The sequence below is a fragment of the Neobacillus sp. OS1-2 genome, assembly GCF_030915505.1.
GTDB lineage: Bacteria > Bacillota > Bacilli > Bacillales > Cytobacillaceae > Neobacillus.
Genome location: NZ_CP133265.1, coordinates 2,658,666 through 2,677,285 on the forward strand (window position 1 = coordinate 2,658,666; position 18,620 = coordinate 2,677,285).

Sequence of the window (18,620 nt, forward strand, 5' to 3'; positions counted from 1 at the left end):
GCTTCCCATAATGTTCCATACTGAACTTATCTAATTGAAAGAGAGGTAATTGTATGGACCAAACAATTAATGGGCTAATACATGAGGTATTAAAGGCTATTAGACAAGAGGGGTATACCGAAAAAGGTGTTAATAAACATTCTCAGACTTATTCACTCCTAATGTCCTATGCGGATAAAGTTGGCCAACAGAAATACAGTGAAGAACTTGGGCAAGCATTTGTTAAGGAAAGATATGGTGCATCTTTCGATACCCGTAGGGGTAATAACACTCAGTATGTAACTGAAAAAATTCGCCATCTTAATAAACTTTGGCATTTTCAACAATATGGTACAGTCCACTTTGCTGCTAGAAGTGGAAAGAAAAAACCTTTTCAGTGTCCTGGCTGCTTTTCAGATGTGTATGAAAGGTTTCTAACCTACTGTGAGTACAAAGGATACACGGACCATAGCCGCCGTTCCTTAATATATCCTGTAAAGAAGCTCCTTACATTTCTAGATGCCAACAAAATATCATCTATGGATGATATTTTAGCAGGGACCATAACCAGTTACATGACCTTGTATATCGACTGTTCAAAAGTTTATCTAAAAACATTAACATCAAAACTAAGTGTATTCTTCCATTTCCTTTTTGAAAATCACCTAGTATCTCATGAACTTCACACACTCCTTCCCGATATTCGATATGTGAGGGATTCATTCGTCCCTTCCTCTTGGAAAAAAGAAGATGTCATTAAACTAATGAAATCCATTGATCGTAGTAATCCAGTTGGTAAGCGTGATTATGCAATGTTACTTCTTGTTGTGAGACTCGGACTTCGCACAAGCGATATTCGCAATATTAAAATTACCGACTTTAACTGGCAAAAAAGAACAATTCATATCATACAGTCTAAAACTCGTGAGCCACTTGAACTGCCTTTACTAGAGGATGTTGGTTGGGCCGTTATAGACTATCTAAAGAATGGTAGACCAACAACTGATGATATTACATTATTTGTAAGACACTCCCCGGAGGGAGGACCCATTTCCGAGAGAAATAAACTTCAAAATGTTCTTCACAAACATATGAGAATTGCCGGGCTTGAGATTCCAAAGAACGAACATAGAGGCTTACACTCCTTAAGAAGTAGCCTTGCTCGAACTATGCTTGAAAATGGTGCTGCACTTCCCGTTATTTCGGAAATTCTTGGGCACAGGAATACCCAGAGTACAAGTCATTATCTAAAGATTAACATGGAAGCATTAAAGAAATGCCCCATTGATCCCGAGGAGGTGTTCTTTGATGAATAAATCCCATTATGGATGGAAAAGCGCTATATCATCTATCATAAAAGATTTCATTAATGAGAAACATCTTGCTGGATACCGTTTCCGTTGTCAGGAAAGATGGATGAAACAGTTTGATAAGTATTGTTATGAAAAAAATATTAGTATAGAACAACTTAATAGGGATCTATTAGAACAATTTTGTTCCAAGAATAAAAACGAATCTAGGATGACATATGAGGGCCGACTCTGTTTAATGCGGCAGTTTGCTAGATATCTTTTAAAACAAGGATACAAAATTGAAATTCCAACCACACCCAAAAAGCGATTTTCTTATCCAATTCGTATTCCATATATATATACCTCAAGTGAGTTAAAAGAAATCTTTATACAGATTGATAATTGGAGTTGGACATCACAAAGCCGGGGATATCGAAAACAAATAGATCCACTGCTCTTTCGCATGATTTATGGTTGTGGGTTAAGAGTTATGGAAGCACTAAGGTTAAAAGTGACGGATGTCAACCTCGAAGAGGGCTATCTAAGTATCATTGATGCGAAGAACGGAAGAGACCGGATTGTTCCTATGGTAGAAAGCTTAATTATCCGATGTAGAGCCTATTCCAAACAAATGCACTTATTAAGTAGACCAAGTGATTTCTATTTTCCAGGTCGCACATCAGGAACTCATATATCCTACACTAGCACATACAAACGTTATCGAGAATACTTATGGAAAGCTGGCATTCCCCATACAAGACATGGACCCAGAATACATGATTTGCGCCATGCATTTTGTGTTCATCGATTTAAAAAGTGGGCTCTTGCTGGGAATGATTTAAATAACCTGATGCCATACCTTTCGGCATATCTTGGTCATGCAGATTTTAGGGGAACAGAATACTATCTGCGGCTTACTGCAGATTTATATCCAGAAATCATTTCAAAGCTAGATTATGCACATGGATATATCATTCCTGAAAGGAGCTGTAGTTTAAGTGAAGAAAGAATCTGATTTTGCTAAGCACTTGTCCAGTTTTCTCACCAGATATCTTCCAGGAACATTGAATGTTAGTAAAAATACTATATCTTCATATAGGGATACGTATAAATTATTTCTTTTGTTTTGGCAAGAGGATAGGAAAATCCGACCGGAACATCTACGACTTGATATGATTACGTTTGAATCTGTTTCGTGCTTTCTTGATTGGCTTGAAAAAAGCCGTGGGTGCTGCATTTCGACAAGAAACCAGCGCTTGGCGGCAATCCACTCTTTTATACGGTATGTACAATTAGAAAGCCCTGAAAATCTGTTTGAATTACAAAAAGTTTTTGCTATCCCGATTAAAAAAAGCCCCCGACCTGATATTAAGTTCCTAACATTAAAAGAAACAGAAATTTTGTTAGCACAGCCGGACATCTCCTCTAAAGTGGGGAGAAGAAATCTTGTTTTGTTGGCCCTTATGTATGATAGTGGCGCAAGAGTCCAAGAAATAATTGATCTGACTTTTCAAGATGTCCGACTGGATGCACCGTCTGTTGTAATACTTCGCGGCAAGGGAAATAAAACACGTTCTGTACCATTAATGAAAAATACAACTTCTTTGTTAAAGGAATATATTGCAGAACAAAAATCGGGATACACCCCTTCATTGAACGATACACCATTATTTCTTAATCAGCAGAAACAAAAACTAACTAGAAAAGGAGTAGCTTATATTCTAAATAAGCATGCCGAAAGTGCATGCATGAATTCTGAATTTCAAAGAAAGGAAAAGATAACGTGTCATGTGTTAAGACATTCTAGAGCAGCGCATATGCTACAGGCTGGCATCCCTCTAGTTTATATCCGCGATTTTCTTGGTCATGCAAGTGTAAAAAGTACTGAAATATATGCTAGGTTGAACGATGAGATAAAAAGAAAGGCCATAGAAGAAGCGTATATTGATCTGAATATACAGGACTTTCCTTCTTGGCAGGAAGATTCTAAGTTGATGGATTGGCTTACGGATTTATGCAAGTAACCTGATAATAAAAAATTATGGGAAGTATGTTTATAACTTTGATTATGTAATAAGGGTCTTTCGAATCCCTACTTCCCATAATAGTACTCTTCGCATAATTTCTCTTATGAGAACAGTCACATAAGAGAAAGGGCATTGATGGCCTTGCAACATTGATTCAGGATTCTTTTAATCTGGATCCTTATAGTGATTCTATTTTCTTATTTTCTGGATGGAGCAAGGACCGCTACAAATGTTTATATTTTGATGGGGATGGCTTCGCCATGCTTTATAAACGTTTGGATAACGGAAAACTTCAATGGCCTAAAGATGAAAATGAAGTCCGTAAACTTTCTCAACAGACCCTTCGCTGGTTGCTAGAAGGGCTTTCAATTCAGCAACCAAAAGCAATTCAGAAATCACCGGAGGGAGTGTTCTAAATTAGTTAAAAACGTTGATTTAAAGCCGTTTCCACCTTCACTTAGCTCGTTCAAAATGGTATAATATAATTAACTTATATGGGCGAAAAGTGGTGATTTTTTATGGTTAATACTCCTTCCAATAACGGGAATCAAAACGAAAAATTAATTCGACTTCTCGAAGAACAATTGGCGTATTCGAATCTTCAAAACAAAGATCTATCCAAAAAGCTAGATCAATCGGCTAAGCAAATTGAAGCGTTAACCGAACAACTTCGCCATTTAAATAAGCTATTATTTGGTTCTAAAACTGAAATGGCTAAATATAATGAGCCAGAAGGACAAGGTTCATTATTTGATGATGGCCCGTCTTTTAGCGAATCTGAGCCCACAGAAGAACAAAGCCAACAGACAATTTCTTATACTGTTGTACGGAAAGTCCAAAAGAAAAAGCGAAATGATTCATTGCATGATGGTATTGAAGTAGAAGCTGTTCACCATCATCCAAAAAATACGACCTGTGACTGTTGCCAGGGACCGATGATTGAAATTGGCAGCACTGTCGTACGCGAAGAAGCAGAATTCATTCCTGCAAGAATGAAGAAAGTTCAACATATTGAACACGCTTATGAATGTAAAAACTGCAAAGATGATGCATTTCAGAAAGCGCAAATTAAACGCGGTAAGGCTCCACAGGCTCCTATTCAACGCAGTATCGCGGGTCCAAGCGTCCTTGCCAAAGTTATCTATGATAAATTTGCACAATATTTACCGCTTTACCGTCAGGTAAAGGAATGGGTTCGCTATGGATTGAATACCAATGATAAGAATCTTTCTAACTGGGTTATTCGAGCTGCACATGATTGGTTATCCCTTATTTATGAACGGATGAAACAACTAATGATGGCTAAATCCGTTTTACATATCGATGAAACCTATGCGCAAATTATCAATCGATCCGACGGGAAATCTGGGCAAACTAATGCTTATAATTGGGTGTTTCGAAGTGTGCCGAGCCAAGGGCCCATAATAACACTTTTCCATAGTTCATTGTCACGTGCCCGATCTGTCCTTGAAAGTTTCGTTGACGGCTTTTCCGGAACGATTATTTGTGATGGATATTCCGCCTATGATAAATTGAAAGGCGTTACCTTCGCAAATTGCTTTGCGCATGTTCGGCGTTATTGGCTAAAGGCAGACAGCAAAAATGGGCAAATCGGTGTGAATTACTGTGACGATTTGTACCGCCTTGAAAGGCAATTTAGACATTTGTCTCCGAGTAAGCAACGAAAAAAGCGCCAGAAATATTCGAAGCCAATTGTAGATAAATTCCTTGAATGGGTAGAAACTTCACCATTTTACGGCAAAAATGCACTTGCGAAAGCAGCTGAATATACATTGAACAGGGCAAACGGACTGAAAGCATTCCTGAACGACGGGCGAATTGAATTGGATAATAATCCCGCCGAGAATGCTATTCGCCCGAGTGTGGTGGGTCGAAAAAACTGGATCCACTCTGTTAGCGAAGCCGGTGCAAAAGCCAATGCAATCTGTTTAAGTATCGCAGAAACTGCAAAAGCAAACAATGTGGATTTCTATCGTTATCTTTTGAAGTTACTGACAGATTTACCGAATCTAGATATCTATCAAAACCCGGAAGTTTTAAATCAATACATGCCCTGGTCGAAAATGATACAAACAGAATGTGGCAACTAAAATAACCGTCTATCTGATTAAAGAAATCACGATAAACGGTTATTCGCCATGCGTACCTGAAAGGTGCGCTTCTTTTTATATTTCGGGCTTACTCTCAACTCTCTTTCTCTTACTAAGAGGGCTCTTTCTTTTTCTACCTCAGCTTGCTCCTGAAGACGCGTTAAATCAAGTTCATATTTTTGACTATTCATTCTAAGAGATTCTTGAAGTTCTTTTACCTGGGCTTTTAATTCTTCATTATCTTTACTGATAGGCTCTGTTTCTTTTAGTTTATTAATAGAATCAACAATTTGCTGATTTAAACGATCTCTTTCATCCTTATGGGTGAGTTTTAGTTCATCCATACTTTTCTGAAGTTGTTCCTTTTCAGACAGTCGCTCTTCCCGGATTCTTTGTAAATCATTTTCATTTTTTTCTTTATCGGATTCTAGTCTTTCAATATCTTTACGTAATTGAATTTCCAATTTATCAAAACCATTAACCTTTATTTGTAGCTGAAGGATACTTTTTTGAGACTCCTCTAAGGCATCATCCTTAGACATGATTGTCTCTTCAAGCTCTTTTAATTGTTGTTTTTGAATAATTATCTTTCGCTCATACTCATCAATGGTTTTTTGAAGGTGTTCGCTCCAGTTTACGGAAAAAGTATAGTCTTCTCATCTCGAGAAGACTATTTTTCTTGGATTAATTGTTCTACTGCTGGAACATCAGCCGGCGCCCATTTTAGGGAATCTAAATTTTTTCTTTTTAGCCAAATTAGCTTGGAATGTTCACTTTTTGTAGGAGTTCCTTTGACAACACGACATTTAATTGAGATTAGGTTAATAATAAATGTTTCGTATTCATGGGTAGTGTCGTTAAAAATCTCATTGTATGTTTCGATCTTACAATCTAATTCTTCATCAATTTCTCTCTTTAATGCTGAGTAGATGTCCTCATTGGCTTCTATTTTACCACCAGGAAATTCCCACCTATTTGGGATAGACATTTCAGGAGATCTTAGCGCACATAAAACTTCCTTTTGCTCATTTTCGATAATCGCTGCGACGACTTTTACAAGTTTTTTCATGATAGCCCCCAAACTTTCTTCTCTTTTTAATAATACCATTTTTTAGCGGATTTCTAAAATGAGGTTTTGCTATCAGAATCCTAAATTCTTTATTGGAAAAATAACCCTAATGATCTATCATTAGATAAGACCATTATAACTATTAACCAGCTGTGAAATCTTGATAGCAACAAGTGGAACGGGAAAAACAAAAAGGAGAATTTTTATAGAATACTTTATAAGAAATAATTTTCATTAGGGTAGACCTTGGACTTAAAAAAGAAAAGGAGGATGACCCATTATGAATGTGATTGAAAAGGCACTTCAGATTGCAAGCAAAGCTCATGCAAATCAATTTAGAAAACATACGGATATTCCCTATATTACTCATCCTGTCGCGGTTGGAATGATGTTAATGAAGGCAGGATATGGCGATGATCTTGTTGCTGCAGGAATCTTACATGATACGGTGGAAGATACGTCTCTTACATTAGCAGATATTGAACGGGATTTTGGGAGAATAATAGCTAGGATTGTAGAGGGATGCTCTGAACCAGATAAGTCATTGTCCTGGGAGGAAAGAAAAAAGCATACAATCGAGTTTTTAAAGACAGCACCAGATGAGGTTCGGGCTGTTGCCTGCGCAGATAAATTACATAATATACAGTCTATCATTGAAGATTATAAGCAAATGGGTGAAAGTGTTTGGGAAAGGTTTAACCGCGGGAAAGGTGATCAAGAGTGGTATTATCGAAACGTGGTTGAAAGCCTGGGGTACCAGACAAATATTAGATTATTAGATGAATTAAAAAATGAGGTTGATCAATTGTTTAAACCTAATTAAGTAGGCCCTTTAGGAGAGTGGAGGTATTCATATGGATGGCGGATATTACATCGGCTGGGGAACATTATCGTTAATTAATGCTGGATTAGCTCAAGGCAAGAATAGGAGTGGATTTAATTGGTTTCTTTTATCCTTGCTATTAGGTCCACTAGCTACATTCATTCTATTACTTGTTGAAAAAAGATAGAGATAGTAGTGCCTGCCAATGGTGCTATAGAGTAGGAGTAGGGAGTGGTATAAGGCGCCTGTCCCTTACTACACACGGTTCAGCGAATGCCATTATATCTGGTACCGCTATTCTTTAAATGAAATTCTTGCAATGTTAAAAAAATGAAGTTTGGTAAAGGAGATGGGCCTAAATGTTAGTTACAGAACTAAGAGATGATGAATTCTTAGAATCAATAAAACTGTCCATGTATGCATTTCAATATAAGATTGCGGCTTCTGACTTACCTGCGTGGAAGGAAAGGGCGAAAAACCATAAAATTTTAGGAATATGGGATGAGGACATTCTAGCTGCCAAACTTCATATTATTCCATTGAACGTTCAAATGAAGGATGATGTTTGGAAGATGGGTGGAATCGCAGGTGTTGCTACATACCCGGAATATCGACGAAACGGTTATGTCAAAACCCTCATTCTCGATTCTTTAAAGCACATGCGTGAAAATGCTCAAATCGTATCACTTTTACACCCATTTGATATCTCATTTTATCGGAAATTTGGATGGGAAATATTTAGTGAGCAGAAAAAAATAACGATTGAAAATAAGGACCTGAAGTTTCTCGACAGCCAGCAAGGTTTTATAAAAAGATATTCAAAAGAGACCCATAATGAAGAGATTGAAAAGATTTACAATCAATTTAGCATTCAACATACCGGAATGCTAAAACGGGAGACCAATTGGTGGCAACATCATGTATATGATGAAGATTCGCAGCTTGCCGTCTATTACCATTCCGAGCACGAGGCTAAAGGGTATATTCTTTACCATGTGAAGGAAAGAAAAATGAATGTGCAGGAGATGGTTGCCTTGGACCAGGAAGCGAGAATCGGGCTATGGAATTTTATTTGCCAGCATGATTCCATGGTTGAAACCGTGACGATGACTCTAGCCAGTCAGGATCCTTTTTCTTATTTTCTGCCGCAACCCAAGGTGAAAACAGAGTTGACCCCTTATTTTATGGCAAGGATCGTTGATGCGGAGGAATGTTTAAAAAGATTTCCTTTTATCCCAGGAAATGAGCCGCTTTTCCTACATCTAGAAGATTCACATGCCCCTTGGAATAATGGAAGCTATTTAATTGGAAATGGCGAAATAAAGGTATTTAAAGAAAAAGCAGGAGGTCAGTGTGTTCATCCGCCTAAAAAAGGGATACGTTTAAACATCAATTCTCTTTCAGCCATTCTCTTTGGATACAAAAAACCGATGGAGCTTTTTGAAATGGATTACTTGAAGGGATCCGAGATGGAGATTGAGCGATTCGAAAAAATGATCCCATCGTTGAAATCAACATTTTTTGACTTTTTCTAATTCACTATTCGGATGCATGCTTTTTTATTACAAGAAAAAGAAAGGGGAGAGGTAATCTTTTCCCCTTTCTGTCGATGTCTTATTTTGATTACACAAAAACCATGTACTATATTAAAATCTGAATATAAAAAATTTAAACTTCATATTTGCATAAATAACGATTCCGATAAACAACAGAAAAAGGACTGCCATTCCATTTATCGTATTAAAAACGCTATCTTTAAAGATTTTGTGGAGGACAAAGAAAATACCAATTCCGATGACTCCTCCTAAAGTGTTTGTAATAAGATCTGTTATATCACTTGCTCCCAGTGCCCACATGTATTGGATATCCTCATAGAATAAGCTGGTAAAGAAGATGGGTGCAAGCATTTTAAGGAATGATTTTCTGCTTCCAAGCATGCACACAAAAATGCCATAGGGTAGAAAAATCAAGACGTTGATGATAATTTCTAGATCGTTGCCCGATGCTCCGAAAGGAACTAGGTTTAAACTTCTGTCTGTGTGAAGAAGTGCAAGCGGAAATCGAACTTTTAATAGGATTACCCATGTTAGTGCTACTAAATATAGCAGGAATAGTCCTATTGTATATTTTTTTGATTTCATGTGTTGCGAGCCTCCCTCACAATCATCCCGTTTATGTTTTTCATTTTTCCTCATCTAGAAACACCGTAACGATTACACCATCGATATTATTTCCTGAAATTTTATAAGGGTGATTAGCGGGTATTTCGATTGTAGTTGTTCGGGAAATCTGATAATAAAAAATCATATAGTTTTCTCCATTAACATTAATGGAGATCCTCTTTTTTTCTTTCAGATAATCCAAGTATTCTTCCAAAACGAAATTCTTTTCTTTCATAATGGCACTATGAGGTACACCAACATAACGGATATGCCACGGTTCGTATTTAATTCCTGTCACAGCTGTTTTCCCTTCTGGATAACGGAGGATAAACCCATGTTTCCAAGCATTGTTTTCCAGCCATTTTCCTTCAGGTGCCTGACTCATTTTCATTTGAGAAGACCCGACATCAAGTGATAAACCTAAATTATGTTCGCTATACCCTGCTGGTAAAGCATAGTCAGAACCCATTTGGTTGTATAGCGCATCTTGTTCATCAAAGTCCCGAAAGCCACTAGAAATTAAAAAATGATGGACTCCGTCTTTTTCAGCTGAAACGGTCATCTTTGAAAATTGATGTACAATCTCTTCTGATAATTTCATTTCACTAGTAAGTAAACCAAATCCCGTTATCAATTCATTGTGCCTACTTAGATCAATAATATCTTTTTTTATACTATCTTGATCAACAGGGTACTGATTGTTTACCAAAAGTAGAGTGCCTTGATGAATTTGCTCTTTCGTCACCTCTATCTTTTGAACATCCCCAGCCATTTCTTTCTTTTCTACTCGTTCATTGTAATTTGGGTTATTAATCTCTTTTTCATCTTGGAGATAGTGAAACAAATAAATACTAGCGAAACCTATTACGAATAAAAAAAACCACTTTTTCATTTTTACGTCCTCCTTGAATGCATGATTCGAGTATAAGCAGGACAATTAAAATAAAAAGTGGGGTAAATCTTAAATTCTTCTTAAATCTATTAACCGGATCTTACATTTAACTATTTTATTGTGACCGCTTAAAAGAGATGACACAGTTTTTGCCTGTAAATGGGGACACCTTTTTCCAGTTGAGACGTAGATTCACTAAATGATCTTCTCCATTTAGATGTGGTATGTTTATTTACAGTAAATATTCAAGGGGGTAACCGATGAATAAAACAGACCGTTTGTTAGCTATCGTACTGGAGCTGCAACGTAAAAAAGTTGTACGGGCCGAAGATTTGGCGACCCTATTTGAAATTAGCGTGCGGACCATCTACCGCGACATCCAGGCGCTGAGTGAAGCGGGCGTGCCGATCATAGGAGCCCCTGGGACAGGATATTCCCTGATGGAAGGCTATTTCCTACCGCCGATTAGTTTCACGGTACCAGAAGCCGTGAGCTTGCTGATTGGAACGGACTTTATCAAACAAAGATTTGATGATGATTATCGTGTCAAGGCTCAAGATGCCGGCGGTAAAATTGAGGCAATTCTACCGGTGAGTGTACGCAATGAAACATCTCGTGTACGCAAGGTTATGCGGTTGCTCATTTCTGATAAACAGGTTAAGCAGTCAAAAGAAAAAGAATATCTAGAAAAAATCCGTCGAGCGATATTAGACGAGAGAAAGATCAGCTTTCATTATGTAAAAAGACTTGCAGATTCCGAGGGGGATCGCCATAGTGTTCGTACCGTTGCTCCCTACGGATTGGTGCTCGTTCAAGGATCATGGATGCTCGTGGCCCGTTGTGATCTGCGCCAGGAAATTCGCCATTTCCGCTTGTCCCGAATGACGGAACTCATCGTTCTGGGAGAACGATTTGAACTTCCAACGCACTTTAACTTAAGGGAATATACCCCTCCAGATGATCGACTCTTGCTAGTTCGCCTCCGATTTAACCATGATATCGCAGATAAGGTGAAAGAATCGAACTTTCATTACATAGAGGAAATGGAAGAGCATCAAGATGGATTGCAGGTGGTCTTACGCGTACGTCAACACGACGAATTGGTGCAATGGGTGCTTGGCTGGGGAGCTGCTGCGATTGTATTGGAGCCTGAATCATTCCGAAATCGGATTCGTGAGGAAGCCCAAAAAATGTTTAAACGCTACTGACATACTGTTGTCAGTAGCGTCATTTTATAATCGGAGTAAGTAAACATAAAGGGGGGAGAGATAAAGGCGAAGTATGTCTTGCTTCAGTTTGGGCACATCGCCTTTCAACTTCCATAGGAATTATTTCATTTCACTATGGATCAATTGAGCAACAGCCAGGCATGGAAGTATGGAAGTAGAACCAAATGGTTCAGTTTCTGATTAAATTGGGCCTTTACGGAAACTTCACTGATTCTAGCCCAAAATGAAATGATACGAGATTGTATCATTTATTATAGGAAGGATGGTATATTGTGAATTTTGCTTCTGTACGCATCATTACGGACGACGTGGATCGTCTTGTCAAGTTCTATGAAAGAGTCATGGGTGTTTCGGCGGAACGCCCCGCGCCAGTCTTTGCCGAATTCATTCTTCCATCGTGCACCCTTGCAATCGGTCATTCGCAGACGGTGCCACTGTTTGGCACTGGTTCCGCAGTGGCGGCCGATAATCACACCGTCATCATCGAGTTCCGCGTCCACAATGTCGATGCCGAATACGAGCGCTTGAAACCGTTTGTCGACGAGTGGGTAAAGAAACCGACCACGATGCCGTGGGGGAACCGTGCTATGTTGTTCCGTGATCCCGACGGAAACCTCGTTAACCTCTTCAGTCCTGTGACCGAGGAAGCTATCAAACGGTTCAGCAGAAGGGGTTGAAGAGAAGTAATTAACTTGTGATCAACAATCAGGCCAGATAATGAAGTAAACCCAAGTTGTTACAATATAAATTTAAACCAGCGATACACAAGTATATTTGAATTCCACCTAAATGGTTTGACAAATTTGAGCAAATTTATATAATAGTTTTATGGTATTAAAACAATTGGATGATCACCAACGCATTAAGATATTTAATGCTTTGGCGGATGAGAAAAGAATACAGATGATTCGTTTACTATTTCACGAGAGCAATCGCCCTATGTGTTCGGAAATTGGGAGGAGTTTAGGGATCAGTAAGTCAAACGGTTCATATCATTTGAAAATTTTATCCGACGCACAATTAGTACTGATTGAACGTGAAGGTGTGACAAAGTATGTCACGCTAAACAAAGAGATATTTGATTATTATTTACCGGGTTTCTTGGCTACGCTCTGAAGTAGCCACTTTTTTTATCTTATAGTCATAAGGTTTTATGACTATAAAACAAAGTGAGAAGGAGATAAAAATATGAAGATGAAAAGTAAAGAAAATGGTCTTATCCTAACCTTGTGTTTCATCGTTTTATCGGGTGTGATGAATTCAATTTTGTTTAATGTGGCACTTGTCGATATGAAAGGAGAACTAGGGGTAACAACTTCTATGATTAGTTGGGTAGTGATTTTATATACTTTGGTCACTGCCTTTGGTTCTATTACTTACAGTAAATTGGCGTCATACTTCCAACTTAAGACCTTATTAATCTTCGGTGTGTGTATCTTCGTGAGTGGTTCCATTATTGGTTCCATAACCAATCAGTATATCTTTGTGATCATAGCAAGGATTATTCAATCTGCTGGAGGCAGTTCTTTCATTGCCTTGTCCATGATTATCGCCAATCAAAATATGACAGCATCTAAAAGAGACCTTGCATTAACGTTAATTAGTGGATGTTTATCATTAGGTTCAGGAATAGGATTTTTGATTGGAGGCACGTTTACTTTCTTATGGGGCTGGCATTCTTTGTTTTTATTGATGTTGTTGGTGGTTCTAACACTCATCGGGTTATTTTTGGTGATGCCTTCCGGGTATGCCAACGGGAAAAAGGTGACCGATCCTTTTGACTTCATCGGGTTATTTTATTTATTGATTTTCGTTGTGTCGTTTATTCTGGGGGTTAAAATGAATGGCTATCTCCTTATCATAACTGCTCTGTCAGTAGTTGGTTTAATGACTCATGGGAACCGCAGAGATTTGGCTCTATTTGTCGATCTGTCTGTTTTTGGAAATTTTGCATTTAACAGATTGCTTGTGATAAGCTTTGTTAATAACGCAGCTATGGTGGGCATTGTGTTTTTATTCCCATTATTAACGGAGCAGCGCTTTCATCATTCAGCCATTGGCACAGGTTTTATTTTGGGTGTGATCTCAATCTTTGCCTTTTTGACAAGCTTCATCGCAAAAAAGAGCCTGCATCTCATAAGCAGTAAGCAACTTATTGGATATTCCGTGATCATAGAACTTTTAGGATTCCTGATATTGGCAACTTTCGGTGTAAGACAATCTGTATTCGCAACTCTTGGAGTTTTCTCCATTTATATCGCTTTTACAATGATGACTGTGGCAATCAATATTGAAATTCCACAAACGATAGAAAAGGACAAAAATGCGATGGGTTTAGGAATATATAATCTTATCAACTTTCTGGGCATGTCATTTGGACCTGCCATATCCAGCCGCATTTTAGAATCGTTCTCTCATTTCAGTTATGCTTTCATCTTTTTTGTTATTATTTTAATTTTGTCGATGATTTTATCATTAATAGGATCCAATCAACTATCATCAAAGCATGCAAAATTATAACCTACAGGAGGTGACAGAAATGAAAAATGATTATGGTTTCACTTTAAGAATTTGTGCTGTTGTTACCATAATAATTTTGGGTATCACAAGTCCATTGTGGTCAAAAACTGTATTAAATAGTGATATAGAAAGTAAGTCATTCCCTGAATTAGTAGTCATCTTTACTTCAATAGCTATTGTTATTTTCTTCATTTTAGGAAGACCGATTCATCATATCTCAAATGTGCTAAAAAAGTAATATAAAATAAAGGGTAGAAGGATTCTGATAACTAATTTCACCTTCGTTATTTATGTGTATTTGCTGTTTAACACAAGAAGTAATTAAAATAAAGAGCCTAAGATATGCAATATTTGTCTATTTCGGCTCTTTTTCCTTAAACAGCATTTATTATTAATTACCAAAACATTTTGGATGGGTTAATAAGTGAATAATATTCGTAAATCCTCCATTGTAAATGACATTTGTTATTAACCCTAATTTCCAGTTAAGTGTTTCACTTATATGTGAGCAAAAACTGTGTTACTTTACTTGACGTCACATTTGTTCAATCTCCTGTGGAAAACGGACTTCAAACATGGTTCGTATGACAGTACTTTCAGCATGTATCTTTCCGTTATGCTGCTCTACAATGTTCTTCGCAATAAATAGACCTAAACCTGTACTATCCTTTTGATCCGTTCTTGCCTTGTCACCCGTATAAAACATATCGAACAGATGTGGCAAGTCTTCTTCGGGTATAAAATCTCCATAATTAATGATCTGGACAACCACTTCTTCTGCTTCCATATAGCCATTCATATCGATAAATTGACCATCATATCCATAATAAGTGGCATTGGTTAGAATATTTTCAAACACACGTGCTAACAAGTCGCCGTCACCTAAAATGGGTAAATCAGGCGAAATATTCATGCGAACGGTCAAATTACTTTTTTCGAAAATCGGAAATAATTCTTCGTTTAACTGAAAAAGCAGCTCACTTATATTCACTAGTTTTTGCTCAATGGGTAACATCCCATAGTTCATTCGTGTTATTTCAAATAATTCGTCAATAAGCTTTTCTAAACGCTGAGATTTGGTATAGGCAATCGTTAAAAAATGTCTAACTTGTTCTTCCGTCAAATCCTTTTCTTTCAGAATTAAATCCAAATATCCTAAAACAGAGGTCAGAGGTGTACGTAAATCATGTGCTAAATTGACGACTAACTGTTCCTTGCTGCTTTCCGAGAAATCTCCTCTTGCTATCGCTTCTTGTAACTTTTCACTCGCCTGATTAATATCGTGAGCAATATGTTCAAATTCATCATTCGATTTTAGTTGAACGCGATAGGTGAAATCCCCCTGAGCAAGATAGCGAATACCAGTGGAAATCTCCTTGAAATACATTGAATAACGCTTTGTAAATAAATAAAAGAACAGGAAGGAAAGGGGGATAAAGATCAGTAAAAAGAAATTAATATCACCTGTATCTTTCAAAATTTGCCGATAAAAAAACAGTGTTTCACCGAATTGGACGTATGTATGATAATAAAATTGGAGTCCCCTAAAGATTAAATAGGTGATGGTTCCTGATAGCAGCATACTTAAGCCAAATAATAGAACCATCATGGATCGAAAACTGCGTACAGCCTTACCCATTGAATGCATACCCAACGCCCCATACCGTTTTGATCCATGTGTTTTTTCGGGCATCTTCTTTCAATTTTTTACGTAACGTACGTATATGTACCATAACGGTATTTCCACTTTCATAATAGGCATCTCCCCAAACTTGCTGGAAGATATTTTCCGCACTGTATACTTTCTTTGGATGGCTGGACAGTAAATATAAAATATCAAACTCTTTAGGAGTTAACTCAATATTTTCACCATATAACGTAACGGTACGCTGCTCAGGTGAAATAACCAAGCCGCCAAATTCTAGTATAGAATGATGATCATTTTGGGGTTGATTTAGCTTCATAAAGCGTCTTAATTGCGCATTTACACGTGCAACCAATTCAATAGGGGTAAATGGTTTCGTCATATAATCATCTGCACCTATCACGAGTCCCTGAACCTTATCGAAATCAGAAGTTTTAGCACTTACAAATATGATCGGCATATTATGCTGTTTTCGAATTAGGCTGGTGAGTTCGTATCCATCCATTCTAGGCATCATAATATCTAAGATAAGCAAATCAATAGGTTGGGACCGGATAACTTGCAGTGCTTCTTGACCATCAGATACTTTAACAACATGGTACCCCTCTTTCTCTACATGGATGGCGATCAGATCTGCAATCTCCTGTTCATCATCCGCTATTAAAATAGATATCGGTTTCATCTATTCTCCTCCTATTTTATCGATCCATTCAGTGGATGATTATCCAATTGAATATCCTAACGAAATTTCTCCCAAAGACTTAAATGATTTCAGCTAGCTGGAATGTCAAATAAATTGGTTCTACTATAGTATATTCTATTATTTCCTTGTCTTTTTCAAGAATATGGACCGAATGCGATATATGATAATAAAAGATTTAATAAGTGTATTTATGGGACAAAAACGGATGTGTTATTTTGTAAAGGATTCCGTTTTGAGGTGCATTTCTAATAATACGTGCCGAAATGAATGCCGTAATGGCATCATGATTGGTATATAAAAAAGTAAAACTCGCCGTAATTGGAGAGAAGACAAAAACCTTTTTTAAATAAAATCTCACTTTACTTGTGATTCGTTTCATCATAATCTTTTAAATATGATATCTGCTCCCTTATCTCGGAAATAGCAAAAGTAAATAAGCAGAGAATTTCCGGTTAAATGCAGAATGGAGCATGTTTAGGGGTAAATAAGGGGAGCTTTTTCGCTTATGCACAGCAAAATCCCCCATTTTTGAATTCTTCGAGTCAATAGGCGGAATCTCTCCATCTATTTCAGCCCTTTTTAATAAAAGTTACCATTTAGGCGAAATTCTTCCGTTTATTTATCAGCTAGGGGGTCTTAACCTGATCCCCTAACTGATAAGTGCAGGCCTTCTTGATCCTAGATACGGAATCAGCATTGTTTTATCAACCAGCATAAAAAATCATCGGCACTGCTAATGACAGAAATTTTGACCATCTTTATTAATTGTATAATACATATTGTCCATCATAATAATGATGTTAATTGCAATGTCAATGTTAATGATATTTCGTAGAAGCGTTGATAAATAAAGGAAAAGACGTATGCCGATTCATACGTCCATTCTTGTGTCATTTATTAAGAATTCACCCGAAAACGGAACCCTTTAGTTATTTTGGGGAACGTTTAATTCTTTATTGAACAAACGATGCAGGATACTTTAAGAACGATTATAATTGAATAATGAACTTAACTCAGAGATGTTGCTGTTTCATAATTAGGGAGGTATACGGTGAAGTTTTTTATAAAGTTAAATACGATTAGTATCTTAAACGCTTTAGCGTTGTTTATAGCAATAGAACTCATAGTAAATGTATCGCATATTAGTAGGTTAACTGGCTGGGAATGGGATAATGTTTACTTAATAATTGCTGTTATTAATGTTATAGGACTCCTACTTTCGACCATTTTCTTCATTTACTTAACAAAAAAATGGACACTAGGTAGAAAATACAGCTATTTGTCACTCCTTTTGTGGTTACCATATTTTATTCTTTGTTTCTCTTTTTTTCCTGTTGTTTTTCCTATTAATGCAGGAGTAACACTTTTCCCAAGATTTAGCCTTCTGATTTATGGGTCTGTCATTCTGTATCCTGTTTACCTCTTATTTATTAACCTATATGCTACACCACTGCGTACAGATTATGAGGAATAAGGCGTAAATCATGAAGGTCACTTTTAGCACCTACTCATCTTGCTTATTGAACTAACTGGTTAGTTGATCTAAGAAGGATTAACGCTTATTTTAAGAATTAACGCTTATTTTTGTGGAAATTCCACAACAACAGTTGGTTTAGGGGAGGAGAATCCGACTACAGCCCTTATTAAACAATTGGGTCATTTAATTGAATAAAACTTAAAAGAAAATTGGGTATGTATGTTAGGGTTTAGAAGAAATTGTGAAGTTTTGTACTTAAAGTAACGGGTCAGGTTAGTTTAACAAGAAACTTTAGTCATTATGTTGCATTAGAGAAAAAATACGCAACAAAATAGAGAGAGAGAAATCCTCTCCAGATAAGTTCTTTATTGCTGAAATAGAAACTGCTCTCTAAATTTCCGTGGATGAATACTTTTATCATTCTTATCCGTCCACGTAACAATCACCTTTAATTGTTTTGCTTTAGTGTATAAAGGAAAGTTTTGGTGCTCATAACAGTTATGGGGAAGATGAGGTTGTGATTAATACAAGTGGTGAACTAATTAGTTATAAACACTTAAAAACATATCCTTGAACTACAACTACCGTGTACAATAGTAATCAAAGGGGTTGCCTATGGCCGCTCCTTTCTTTATTGAGGTAACGCGGCAGTTTAGTTCAAAAAGGATTTCGAGATAATTTAGAGAATATT

The 18,620-nt window shown here is 37.1% G+C and carries 20 protein-coding genes; 14 read left to right on the forward strand and 6 right to left on the reverse strand.

Annotated elements, in window-relative coordinates:
* Positions 1 to 53: 53 nt before the first annotated feature.
* From RCG19_RS13040 to RCG19_RS13060, 5 genes are all read left to right on the forward strand, one after another.
* Positions 54 to 1,295, forward strand: a complete 1,242-nt coding sequence (locus RCG19_RS13040) for a tyrosine-type recombinase/integrase (RefSeq protein ID WP_308107489.1) — start codon at positions 54 to 56, stop codon at positions 1,293 to 1,295.
* A complete protein-coding gene (locus RCG19_RS13045; RefSeq protein ID WP_308107490.1) occupies positions 1,288 to 2,286 on the forward strand; it encodes a tyrosine-type recombinase/integrase in 999 nt (332 codons plus the stop codon). The genes RCG19_RS13040 and RCG19_RS13045 overlap by 8 nt, the downstream gene beginning before the upstream one ends.
* On the forward strand, positions 2,270 to 3,295 hold the full coding sequence (locus tag RCG19_RS13050; protein ID WP_308107491.1) for a site-specific integrase: 1,026 nt from the start codon (positions 2,270 to 2,272) through the stop codon (positions 3,293 to 3,295). The genes RCG19_RS13045 and RCG19_RS13050 overlap by 17 nt, the downstream gene beginning before the upstream one ends.
* A gap of 134 nt (positions 3,296 to 3,429) precedes the next feature.
* Positions 3,430 to 3,714, forward strand: a complete 285-nt coding sequence (tnpB, locus tag RCG19_RS13055) for an IS66 family insertion sequence element accessory protein TnpB (protein WP_308110990.1) — start codon at positions 3,430 to 3,432, stop codon at positions 3,712 to 3,714.
* A 102-nt stretch (positions 3,715 to 3,816) separates the two neighbouring features.
* A complete protein-coding gene (locus RCG19_RS13060; protein WP_308107492.1) occupies positions 3,817 to 5,409 on the forward strand; it encodes an IS66 family transposase in 1,593 nt (530 codons plus the stop codon).
* 26 nt (positions 5,410 to 5,435) lie between these two features.
* On the opposite strand, the gene RCG19_RS13065 is transcribed toward RCG19_RS13060, so the two are convergent.
* Entirely contained in the window at positions 5,436 to 5,951 is a 516-nt protein-coding gene (locus RCG19_RS13065; protein ID WP_308107493.1) for a hypothetical protein, read from the reverse strand.
* A 128-nt stretch (positions 5,952 to 6,079) separates the two neighbouring features.
* A complete protein-coding gene (locus RCG19_RS13070) occupies positions 6,080 to 6,478 on the reverse strand; it encodes a (deoxy)nucleoside triphosphate pyrophosphohydrolase (RefSeq protein ID WP_308107494.1) in 399 nt (132 codons plus the stop codon).
* A 280-nt stretch (positions 6,479 to 6,758) separates the two neighbouring features.
* Here RCG19_RS13070 and RCG19_RS13075 point away from each other — a divergent pair, with 280 nt between their 5' ends.
* The 3 genes from RCG19_RS13075 to eis all read left to right on the forward strand — a co-directional run bounded on the left by RCG19_RS13075 (position 6,759) and on the right by eis (position 8,836).
* A complete protein-coding gene (locus RCG19_RS13075; protein WP_308107495.1) occupies positions 6,759 to 7,301 on the forward strand; it encodes an HD domain-containing protein in 543 nt (180 codons plus the stop codon).
* Positions 7,302 to 7,332: 31 nt separating this feature from the next.
* A complete protein-coding gene (locus tag RCG19_RS13080; protein ID WP_308107496.1) occupies positions 7,333 to 7,488 on the forward strand; it encodes a hypothetical protein in 156 nt (51 codons plus the stop codon).
* Between the two features lie 172 nt (positions 7,489 to 7,660).
* On the forward strand, positions 7,661 to 8,836 hold the full coding sequence (eis, locus tag RCG19_RS13085) for a GNAT family N-acetyltransferase (protein ID WP_308107497.1): 1,176 nt from the start codon (positions 7,661 to 7,663) through the stop codon (positions 8,834 to 8,836).
* A 111-nt stretch (positions 8,837 to 8,947) separates the two neighbouring features.
* Here the strand turns inward: eis and RCG19_RS13090 are convergent, their stop codons facing one another.
* The gene (locus tag RCG19_RS13090) at positions 8,948 to 9,442 is read right to left on the reverse strand and encodes a VanZ family protein (RefSeq protein ID WP_308107498.1); all 495 of its coding nucleotides are present in this window, start codon (positions 9,440 to 9,442) and stop codon (positions 8,948 to 8,950) included.
* A 40-nt stretch (positions 9,443 to 9,482) separates the two neighbouring features.
* Positions 9,483 to 10,355 carry a VanY-A/VanY-F/VanY-M family D-Ala-D-Ala carboxypeptidase gene (gene vanY / locus RCG19_RS13095; protein WP_308107499.1) on the reverse strand — a complete coding sequence of 291 codons (873 nt, stop codon included), beginning with the start codon at positions 10,353 to 10,355 and terminating at the stop codon, positions 9,483 to 9,485.
* 260 nt (positions 10,356 to 10,615) lie between these two features.
* Here vanY and RCG19_RS13100 point away from each other — a divergent pair, with 260 nt between their 5' ends.
* From RCG19_RS13100 to RCG19_RS13120, 5 genes are all read left to right on the forward strand, one after another.
* Positions 10,616 to 11,563: a helix-turn-helix transcriptional regulator gene (locus tag RCG19_RS13100; protein WP_308107500.1), complete on the forward strand. Its 948-nt coding sequence runs from the start codon at positions 10,616 to 10,618 to the stop codon at positions 11,561 to 11,563.
* 293 nt (positions 11,564 to 11,856) lie between these two features.
* On the forward strand, positions 11,857 to 12,261 hold the full coding sequence (locus RCG19_RS13105; protein WP_308107501.1) for a VOC family protein: 405 nt from the start codon (positions 11,857 to 11,859) through the stop codon (positions 12,259 to 12,261).
* A 151-nt stretch (positions 12,262 to 12,412) separates the two neighbouring features.
* A complete protein-coding gene (locus RCG19_RS13110) occupies positions 12,413 to 12,700 on the forward strand; it encodes an ArsR/SmtB family transcription factor (protein WP_166243679.1) in 288 nt (95 codons plus the stop codon).
* Between the two features lie 72 nt (positions 12,701 to 12,772).
* Positions 12,773 to 14,104: an MFS transporter gene (locus tag RCG19_RS13115; protein ID WP_308107502.1), complete on the forward strand. Its 1,332-nt coding sequence runs from the start codon at positions 12,773 to 12,775 to the stop codon at positions 14,102 to 14,104.
* 19 nt (positions 14,105 to 14,123) lie between these two features.
* Positions 14,124 to 14,342 (forward strand): hypothetical protein, encoded by a 219-nt coding sequence (locus tag RCG19_RS13120; RefSeq protein WP_308107503.1) that lies wholly within the window; start codon positions 14,124 to 14,126, stop codon positions 14,340 to 14,342.
* A gap of 297 nt (positions 14,343 to 14,639) precedes the next feature.
* On the opposite strand, the gene RCG19_RS13125 is transcribed toward RCG19_RS13120, so the two are convergent.
* Positions 14,640 to 15,743, reverse strand: a complete 1,104-nt coding sequence (locus RCG19_RS13125; RefSeq protein WP_308110991.1) for a sensor histidine kinase — start codon at positions 15,741 to 15,743, stop codon at positions 14,640 to 14,642.
* On the reverse strand, positions 15,736 to 16,431 hold the full coding sequence (gene vanR, locus RCG19_RS13130; protein ID WP_308107504.1) for a vancomycin resistance response regulator transcription factor, VanR-F/VanR-M family: 696 nt from the start codon (positions 16,429 to 16,431) through the stop codon (positions 15,736 to 15,738). The genes RCG19_RS13125 and vanR overlap by 8 nt, the downstream gene beginning before the upstream one ends.
* A gap of 1,072 nt (positions 16,432 to 17,503) precedes the next feature.
* On the opposite strand from vanR, the gene RCG19_RS13135 reads away from it, so the two are divergent.
* Positions 17,504 to 17,926, forward strand: coding sequence for a hypothetical protein (locus RCG19_RS13135; RefSeq protein ID WP_308107505.1), 423 nt, complete (start codon positions 17,504 to 17,506; stop codon positions 17,924 to 17,926).
* Positions 17,927 to 18,620: the final 694 nt, after the last annotated feature.

What these genes read in the sequence shown, in the direction of transcription:
- RCG19_RS13125 (WP_308110991.1), bottom strand. Translation starts at nt 15,743, where the DNA reads ATGGGTAAGGCTGTACGCAGTTTTCGATCCATGATGGTTCTATTATTT.
- RCG19_RS13070 (WP_308107494.1), bottom strand. Translation starts at nt 6,478, where the DNA reads ATGAAAAAACTTGTAAAAGTCGTCGCAGCGATTATCGAAAATGAGCAA.
- RCG19_RS13115 (WP_308107502.1), top strand. Translation starts at nt 12,773, where the DNA reads ATGAAGATGAAAAGTAAAGAAAATGGTCTTATCCTAACCTTGTGTTTC.
- vanR (WP_308107504.1), bottom strand. Translation starts at nt 16,431, where the DNA reads ATGAAACCGATATCTATTTTAATAGCGGATGATGAACAGGAGATTGCA.
- RCG19_RS13040 (WP_308107489.1), top strand. Translation starts at nt 54, where the DNA reads ATGGACCAAACAATTAATGGGCTAATACATGAGGTATTAAAGGCTATT.
- RCG19_RS13065 (WP_308107493.1), bottom strand. Translation starts at nt 5,951, where the DNA reads ATGTCTAAGGATGATGCCTTAGAGGAGTCTCAAAAAAGTATCCTTCAG.
- RCG19_RS13090 (WP_308107498.1), bottom strand. Translation starts at nt 9,442, where the DNA reads ATGAAATCAAAAAAATATACAATAGGACTATTCCTGCTATATTTAGTA.
- RCG19_RS13110 (WP_166243679.1), top strand. Translation starts at nt 12,413, where the DNA reads ATGGTATTAAAACAATTGGATGATCACCAACGCATTAAGATATTTAAT.
- eis (WP_308107497.1), top strand. Translation starts at nt 7,661, where the DNA reads ATGTTAGTTACAGAACTAAGAGATGATGAATTCTTAGAATCAATAAAA.
- RCG19_RS13060 (WP_308107492.1), top strand. Translation starts at nt 3,817, where the DNA reads ATGGTTAATACTCCTTCCAATAACGGGAATCAAAACGAAAAATTAATT.
- RCG19_RS13045 (WP_308107490.1), top strand. Translation starts at nt 1,288, where the DNA reads ATGAATAAATCCCATTATGGATGGAAAAGCGCTATATCATCTATCATA.
- vanY (WP_308107499.1), bottom strand. Translation starts at nt 10,355, where the DNA reads ATGAAAAAGTGGTTTTTTTTATTCGTAATAGGTTTCGCTAGTATTTAT.
- RCG19_RS13100 (WP_308107500.1), top strand. Translation starts at nt 10,616, where the DNA reads ATGAATAAAACAGACCGTTTGTTAGCTATCGTACTGGAGCTGCAACGT.
- RCG19_RS13080 (WP_308107496.1), top strand. Translation starts at nt 7,333, where the DNA reads ATGGATGGCGGATATTACATCGGCTGGGGAACATTATCGTTAATTAAT.
- RCG19_RS13075 (WP_308107495.1), top strand. Translation starts at nt 6,759, where the DNA reads ATGAATGTGATTGAAAAGGCACTTCAGATTGCAAGCAAAGCTCATGCA.
- RCG19_RS13120 (WP_308107503.1), top strand. Translation starts at nt 14,124, where the DNA reads ATGAAAAATGATTATGGTTTCACTTTAAGAATTTGTGCTGTTGTTACC.